This window comes from Streptomyces sp. CNX435, assembly GCF_059570575.1.
Map to the genome: position 1 here is coordinate 1 of NZ_JCANTA010000054.1, position 7,189 is coordinate 7,189.

General features: G+C 74.9%; 2 protein-coding genes. Both read left to right on the forward strand.

The genetic code is table 11. The annotated features are described in order from the left end of the window. Positions 1-4,877, forward strand: a 4,877-nt coding sequence (locus tag T328_RS35780; protein ID WP_496500445.1) for a type I polyketide synthase, incomplete at its 5' end; no start/stop codon positions are given. 1 nt (position 4,878) lies between these two features. Further along, positions 4,879-7,189 (forward strand): type I polyketide synthase (locus T328_RS35785; protein WP_496500446.1); only part of this gene is annotated, 2,311 nt, incomplete at its 3' end.

Sequence of the window (7,189 nt, forward strand, 5' to 3'; positions counted from 1 at the left end):
CGCAGTCGCTGCGTACGGGCGAGTGCGACATGGCGCTGGCGGGCGGGGTGACGGTGATGTCGGCGCTGCAGGCGTTCATCGAGTTCAGCCGCCAGCGTGCCCTGGCGCCGGACGGCCGGTGCAAGTCGTTCGCGGCGGGGGCGGATGGTACGGGCTGGGCTGAGGGTGTCGGGGTGCTGGTCCTGGAGCGGTTGTCGGTGGCGCGGGCGAACGGGCGCCGGGTGCTGGCGGTCGTACGCGGTTCGGCGGTGAACCAGGACGGTGCGAGCAACGGGCTGACGGCGCCGAACGGGCCGTCGCAGCAGCGCGTCATCCGCGCGGCGCTCGACAACGCCGGGCTGGGGCCGGAGGACGTCGATGCCGTGGAGGCGCACGGTACGGGCACGACGCTCGGCGATCCCATTGAGGCGGAGGCGCTGCTCGCCGCGTACGGCCGGGGGCGGGCCGAGGACCGGCCGGTGTGGCTGGGGTCGATCAAGTCGAACATCGGTCATGCGCAGGCGGCGGCGGGTGTCGCGGGGATCATCAAGATGGTCGAGGCGATGCGGCACGGGCATTTGCCGGCGACGCTGCATGTGGATGAGCCGACGCCGCATGTGGACTGGGATGCCGGCGGTGTTGCACTGCTGACGGGGGCGCGTCAGTGGCCGGAGGTGGATCGGCCGCGGCGGGCGGCGGTGTCGTCGTTCGGTGTCAGCGGGACGAACGCGCACGTGATCCTGGAGCAGGCCGACGAGCAGCCGGACGCGGAGGACAGTCCTGCGGCGCCTGTGGTGACGTCGTGGCTGCTGAGCGGTCATTCGGCCGCGGCGCTACGAGCCCAGGCGGGACGGCTGCGCGGCTACGTGGTCGATCACCCGGAGGTGCCGCCGGTCGGTGTCGCCGAGGCGCTGAGCACGCGGGCCCGTTTCGACCACCGCGCGGTGGTGGTGGGGGGTGAGCGTGCGGAGTTGGCGTCGGGGTTGGAGGCGTTGGCCGCCGGGGTGCCGCATGAGGGTGTGGTGCAGGGCGAGGTCGTCGCGGGGAGGACGGTGTTCGTCTATCCGGGGCAGGGGTCGCAGTGGGTGCGGATGGGTGCCCGGCTGCTGGAGGAGTCCCCGGTGTTCGCGGAGGCGATGGCCGAGTGCGCTCAAGCCCTGGCTCCGTACACCGACTTCGACCTGATCGACGTCCTTACCGATGACGACCCTGCTGCGCTCGAACCGGTGGAGGTGGTCCAACCCGCCCTGTGGGCGGTGATGGTCGGCCTGACCCGCTGGTGGGAGCACCACGGCGTACGTCCGGACGCGGTCATCGGCCATTCGCAGGGTGAGATAGCGGCTGCGCATGTCGCGGGGGCGCTGAGTCTGGAGGACGCGGCGCGGGTGGTGGCGCAGCGGTCGCGGGCGTTGACGGCTCTTGCCGGTACGGGCGGGATGCTGTCGGTCGCGGTGGACGAGGCTGGTGCGGACGCGCTGCTCGACGCCTGCGGGGTGGCGGGAGAGGTGTCGGTTGCGGCGTACAACGGGCCCGCGGCCGTGGTCGTCGCCGGTCCGGCCGCGGCGTTGGATGCGGTGGAGAAGCACTGTGTACGGCACGACGTCCGGCACCGCCGGGTGCCGGTGACGTACGCCTCTCACACGCCTCTGGTCCAGCCCTTGGAAGCGGACCTCGAAAAGCGGCTTGCGGGCATCGAGCCCCACACCGCCGACATCCCCTTCTATTCCACGGTCACCGCGGGGCCGGTGGACACCACCACCCTGACGGCCGGTTACTGGTTCACCAACCTGCGTTCGCCGGTTCGCTTCCACCAGACCGTTCAGGCGCTCCTCGCCGACGGCTTCGGCCACTTCGTCGAACCCAGCCCCCACCCCGGCCTGTTGACCGCCATCGAAGACACCATCGACCAGCACGACGCCGAGGCCGTCACCCACGCCACCCTCCACCGCGACGACGACACCCCCCGCCGGCTCGCCCTCGCACTCGCCCACACCCACGCCCACGGCCTCGCGACCACCACCCCCACCCCGGCCCCCGCCGCCCACCTGCCCGACCTGCCCACCTACCCCTTCCAGCACCAGCACCTCTGGCTCGACGCCGCCCCCGCCACCCCGGCCACTCCCGCCTCCCACCCCCTGGTCGGCCCACCCGTCGAACGTGCCGACGGCGACGGCCTCCTCTTCACCGGCCGCCTCTCTCTCCGCACCCATCCCTGGCTCGCCGACCACGCCGTCGCCGGCACCGTCCTCCTCCCCGGCACCGCGCTCCTCGAACTGGCCCTGCACGCCGGCCTCCACGCCGACTGCGCCCACCTGGACGAACTCGCCCTGACCACCCCCCTCGTGCTGCCGGACGACGGCGCCGTCGACCTCCAGGTGACCGTGGGCGGCGCGGACGAGAGCGGCCGGCGGACCGTCGTCGTCTACGCGCGGCCCGACGGCGACCCGGCGGGCGAGCCGTGGTCCAGGCACGCCACCGCCACCGTCCTGCCGGAGTCCACGCCCGCCGCGCCCTCACCGACCCCGCCCCCCGCCTGGCCACCGGCGGACGCCACTCCCTTCTCCCTCACCTCGCTCTACGCGGACCTCGACGCCACAGGTCTCACCTACGGACCCGCCTTCCAGGGCCTGCGCGCCGCCTGGCGCCACGGCGGCGACATCCTCGCCGAGGTCGTCGCCCTCCCCGAACACGCCGACCACGCCGAGCAGTTCGCCGTGCACCCGGCCCTGCTCGACGCCGTCCTGCACGCCATCGGTCTCGACGGCGACCACCGGGACGGCGCACCGCAGCTGCCTTTCACCTGGCAGGGCGTCCGGCTCCACCCCGCCACCACCGCCGCACCCGCGACCCTCCGCGCGCGCCTCACCCCCACCGGCCCCGACACGGTCGCCCTGGAGGCCACGTACGCGGACGGTGCCCCCGCCGTCTCCGTAGGGCGGCTCACCCTGCGCCCTCTGCCCGTCGCGGAGTTGCGCACCCGCGCGGACTCGCTCTACGAGGTCGAGTGGTCGGCCCCGCCGAGCCGCCCCGGCGCCCGTACGCCCGCCGGGAGTGACGACCTCACGTTCCTCGTCGTGCAAGACGACCACGACGGTCACGACGACCACCACGACCACGACCCGGCCGACGTACCCGCCGCGAGCCGCGCTGTCCTCCTCCGCACCCTGCGCGCGCTCCAGACCTGGCTGGCCGACGAGCAGAACGCCGACCGCCGCCTGGCCGTCGTCACCCGGAACGCGGTCGCCCTCGGCGACGAGTCGCCGAACCTGCTCCACGCGCCGGTCTGGGGCCTCGTACGGTCCGCGCAGGAGGAACACCCCGACCGCCTCGTGCTGGTCGACACCGACGACCGCGAGGAGTCCCGGCGCGCACTTCCCGCCGCCGTCGCCTCCGGCGAGCCGCAGCTCGCCCTCCGGGGCGGCGCGCCGCGCGTCCCCCGTCTCGTACGCGCCCACACCCGCCCCGATCCGGCCGCGCCGGCCGCGCCGGCCCCGACCCCGACCCCGGCCCTCGGATTCGCCGACGGTACGGTCCTCGTCACCGGCGGCACCGGCACGCTCGGCGCACTGGTCGCCCGGCACCTGGTCACCGCGCACGGCGCGAAGCGCCTGCTGCTGATCGGCCGGCGCGGGCCGGCCGCCTCCGGCGCCGACGCGCTGGCGGCCGAGTTGACGGAGCTGGGCGCCGGCGTCACCGTCGCCGCCTGCGACGTGGCGGACCGGGCGGCGCTGGCGGCGCTGCTGGCCGGCGTTCCGGCGGACCAGCCGCTGACCGCCGTCGTGCACGCGGCGGGCACGACGGACGACGGCGTGGTCGACTCGCTCACGCCGGAGGCCGTCGACCGGGTGCTGGCGCCGAAGGCCGCCGCCGCCTGGGCGCTGCACGAGCTGACGCGCGACCTGCCGCGCCCGCCCGCCGCGTTCGTGCTGTTCTCGTCCTTCGCCGGGACCGGCGGGTCCGCGGGCCAGGCGAACTACGCCGCGGCCAACGCCTTCCTCGACGCCCTCGCCCACCACCGGCAGGCCGCCGGGCTGCCGGCGACCTCGCTGGCGTGGGGGCTGTGGGAGTCCGCCTCCGGCATCACCGCCGCGCTCGACGCGGCGGACCTCGCGCGCATCGGACGTACCGGCGTCGCCCCGCTCGCGACCGCCGAGGCCCTGGCCCTCCTCGACGCGGCGCTCGCCCGCCCCGCGGACCAGCGGCCCGCCGCGCTCGCGCCCGTGCGGCTCGTACCGGCCAGGCTGCGGGCCATGGCCGCCGCCGGGGAGCTTCCCGCCCTGCTGCGGCGGCTGGTCCGGACGCCGACCGCCGCGACCGCGCCGGGCGCGGCCCCGGCGTCCGCCGAACCGGCGGACGACCTGGTCGCGCGGCTGTCCGCGCTGCCCGAGGCCGAACAGGACGCCGCCCTCCTCGCGTTGGTACGCGGCCAGGTGGCGGAGGTGCTCGGGCACGCCGACCCGGCGCAGGTCGAGGCGGAGCGCGGCTTCAAGGACCTCGGCTTCGACTCCCTCACCGCGATGGAGCTGCGCAACCGGCTCCAGCGCGCCACCGGCACCCGGCTCCGGGCCACCCTGGTCTTCGACTTCCCCGCCCCCGCGGCGGTCGCCGAGCACCTGCGGGAACGGCTCGACCTGGGCCCGGCCGACCCGGCGCACGCCCTGCTGGGCGAGCTGGACCGGCTGGAGGAGAGCCTGACCGCGCTCGCCGGGCGCGCCACCGCCCTCGGCGCCGACCGCGGCCGCATCACCGTACGGCTGCGGAGCCTGCTCGCACGCTGGCACGACGACGAGGCGCAGAGCGCGGGCGCGGGCACCGCCGAGCCGGAGAGCCGCGGCGATCTCGACGCCGCAACGGACGACGACCTGTTCGACCTGGTCGAGAACCTGGGGAACTCCTGACATGGCAGACCGCAGCGGCCCCGCGCAGGGAGCCCAGAACGAGGCCAGGCTCCGCGACTACCTGAAGCGGGCCATCGCCGACGCCCAGGACGCCCGGCAGCGGTTGCGCGAGGCCGAGGACCGGGTGCGCGAGCCGATCGCGATCATCGGCATGGCCTGCCGCTTCCCGGGCGGCGCCGGCACCCCCGAGGAGCTGTGGGAGCTGGTCGCCCGGGGCGGCGACGCCATCGGCCCGTTCCCCGCCGACCGCGGCTGGGACCTCGACGCGCTCTACGACCCGGACCCGGAGCGCCGCGGCACGACGTACACCCGCAGCGGCGGATTCCTGCCCGACGTCGCCGACTTCGACCCCGGGTTCTTCGGGATCTCGCCGCGTGAGGCGCTGGCGATGGACCCGCAGCAGCGGCTGCTGCTGGAGACGAGCTGGGAGGCGTGCGAACGGGCGGGTGTCGACCCGGCGGCGCTGCGCGGCAGCGCAACCGGTGTCTTCGCCGGCCTGATGTACCACGACTACGGCTCGCGGCTGCCGGAGCTGCCCGCCGACCTGGAGGGGTACGTCGGCAGCGGCAGCGCCGGCAGCGTCGCGACGGGGCGGGTGGCGTACACGTTCGGCCTGGAGGGGCCGGCGGTGACGGTCGACACGGCGTGTTCGTCGTCGCTGGTGGCGCTGCATCTGGCGGTGAACGCGCTGCGGCTCGGGGAGTGCGGTCTCGCGCTGGCGGGCGGGGTGTCGGTGATGGCGACGCCGGACACCTTCGTGGAGTTCAGCCGGCAGCGCGGGCTGGCGCCGGACGGCCGGTGCAAGTCGTTCGCGGCGGCGGCCGACGGCGCGGGGTGGGCGGAGGGCGCGGGGCTGCTGCTGCTGGAGCGGCTGTCCGACGCGCGGCGGAACGGGCGGACCGTGCTGGGGGTGGTGCGCGGCTCGGCGGTCAACCAGGACGGCGCGAGCAGCGGGCTGACCGTACCCAACGGGCCGTCGCAGCAGCGCGTCATCCTCGACGCGCTGGTGAACGCCGGGCTGGCCGAGTCGGACGTGGACGCGGTGGAGGCGCACGGTACGGGGACGGAGTTGGGTGACCCGATCGAGGCGGAGGCGCTGCTGGCGACGTACGGGCGGGGGCGGCCGGAGGGTCGGCCGTTGTGGCTGGGGTCGGTGAAGTCGAACATCGGTCATGCGCAGGCGGCGGCGGGTGTCGCGGGGATCATCAAGATGGTCGAGGCGATGCGGCACGGGGAGTTGCCGGCGACGCTGCATGTGGATGAGCCGACGCCGCATGTGGACTGGGAGTCGGGTGCGGTACGGCTGCTGACGGAGGCGCGGCCGTGGCCGGAGGTGGGCCGGGCGCGGCGGGCGGCGGTGTCGTCGTTCGGTATCAGCGGCACGAACGCCCACGTCATCCTGGAACAGGCCCCGGAGACTCAGGAGCGGGATTCGTCGGATTCCGGCCCTCGGGCCGTGCTGTGGCCGCTGTCGGCGAAGACGCCGGATGCGCTGGCCGCTCAGGGCGCGCGCCTGGCGGCGCATCTGGAGCGCCACGACGCTCCGGACCCGGCCGATGTCGGCCACACGCTGGCCACGTCCCGGGCCGGGCACCGGCACCGGGCTGTGGTCCTGGACGCCGACCGGGCGGCGCTGAGCGCGCTGGCCGGGGGCGGGACGCACCCCAACCTCGTCACCGGCCCGGCCGGCGGCCCTGTGGCGGGCAAGCTGGCGTTTCTGTTCACGGGGCAGGGCAGTCAGTTTCCGGGGATGGGGCGGGAGTTGTACGCGGCGTTCCCGGCCTTCGCCGCGGCGTTGGACGAGGTCGTGGCGGCGGTGGATCCGCATCTGGACCGTCCGCTGCGTGAGGTGATGTTCGCGGGGGACGCGGAGGTGCTGGGCCAGACGCGGTATGCGCAGCCCGCGCTGTTCGCGTTGGAGGTCGCCCTCTTCCGGCTGTTGGAGGGGTGGGGCGTTGTACCGGACTTTCTGGCGGGTCATTCGGTGGGGGAGATAGCCGCGGCTCACTGCGCGGGTGTTCTCGACCTCGCGGATGCGGCGCTGCTGGTCGCCACCCGGGCCCGGTTGATGCAGGAGATGCCGGACAGCGGGGTCATGATCTCCCTGCAAGCCTCTGAGGCGGAGGTCGTTCCTCGTCTCACCGAGGGTGTGACGATCGCGGCCGTCAACAGCCCCACCTCCACCGTCGTTTCCGGTGATGCGGATGCGGCCCGTGCGGTGGCCAAGGGGTTCCGTTCGCGTGAGCTGCACGTCAGCCACGCCTTCCACTCCCCGCACATGGACGGGATGCTGGCCCCGTTCCGCGAGGTCG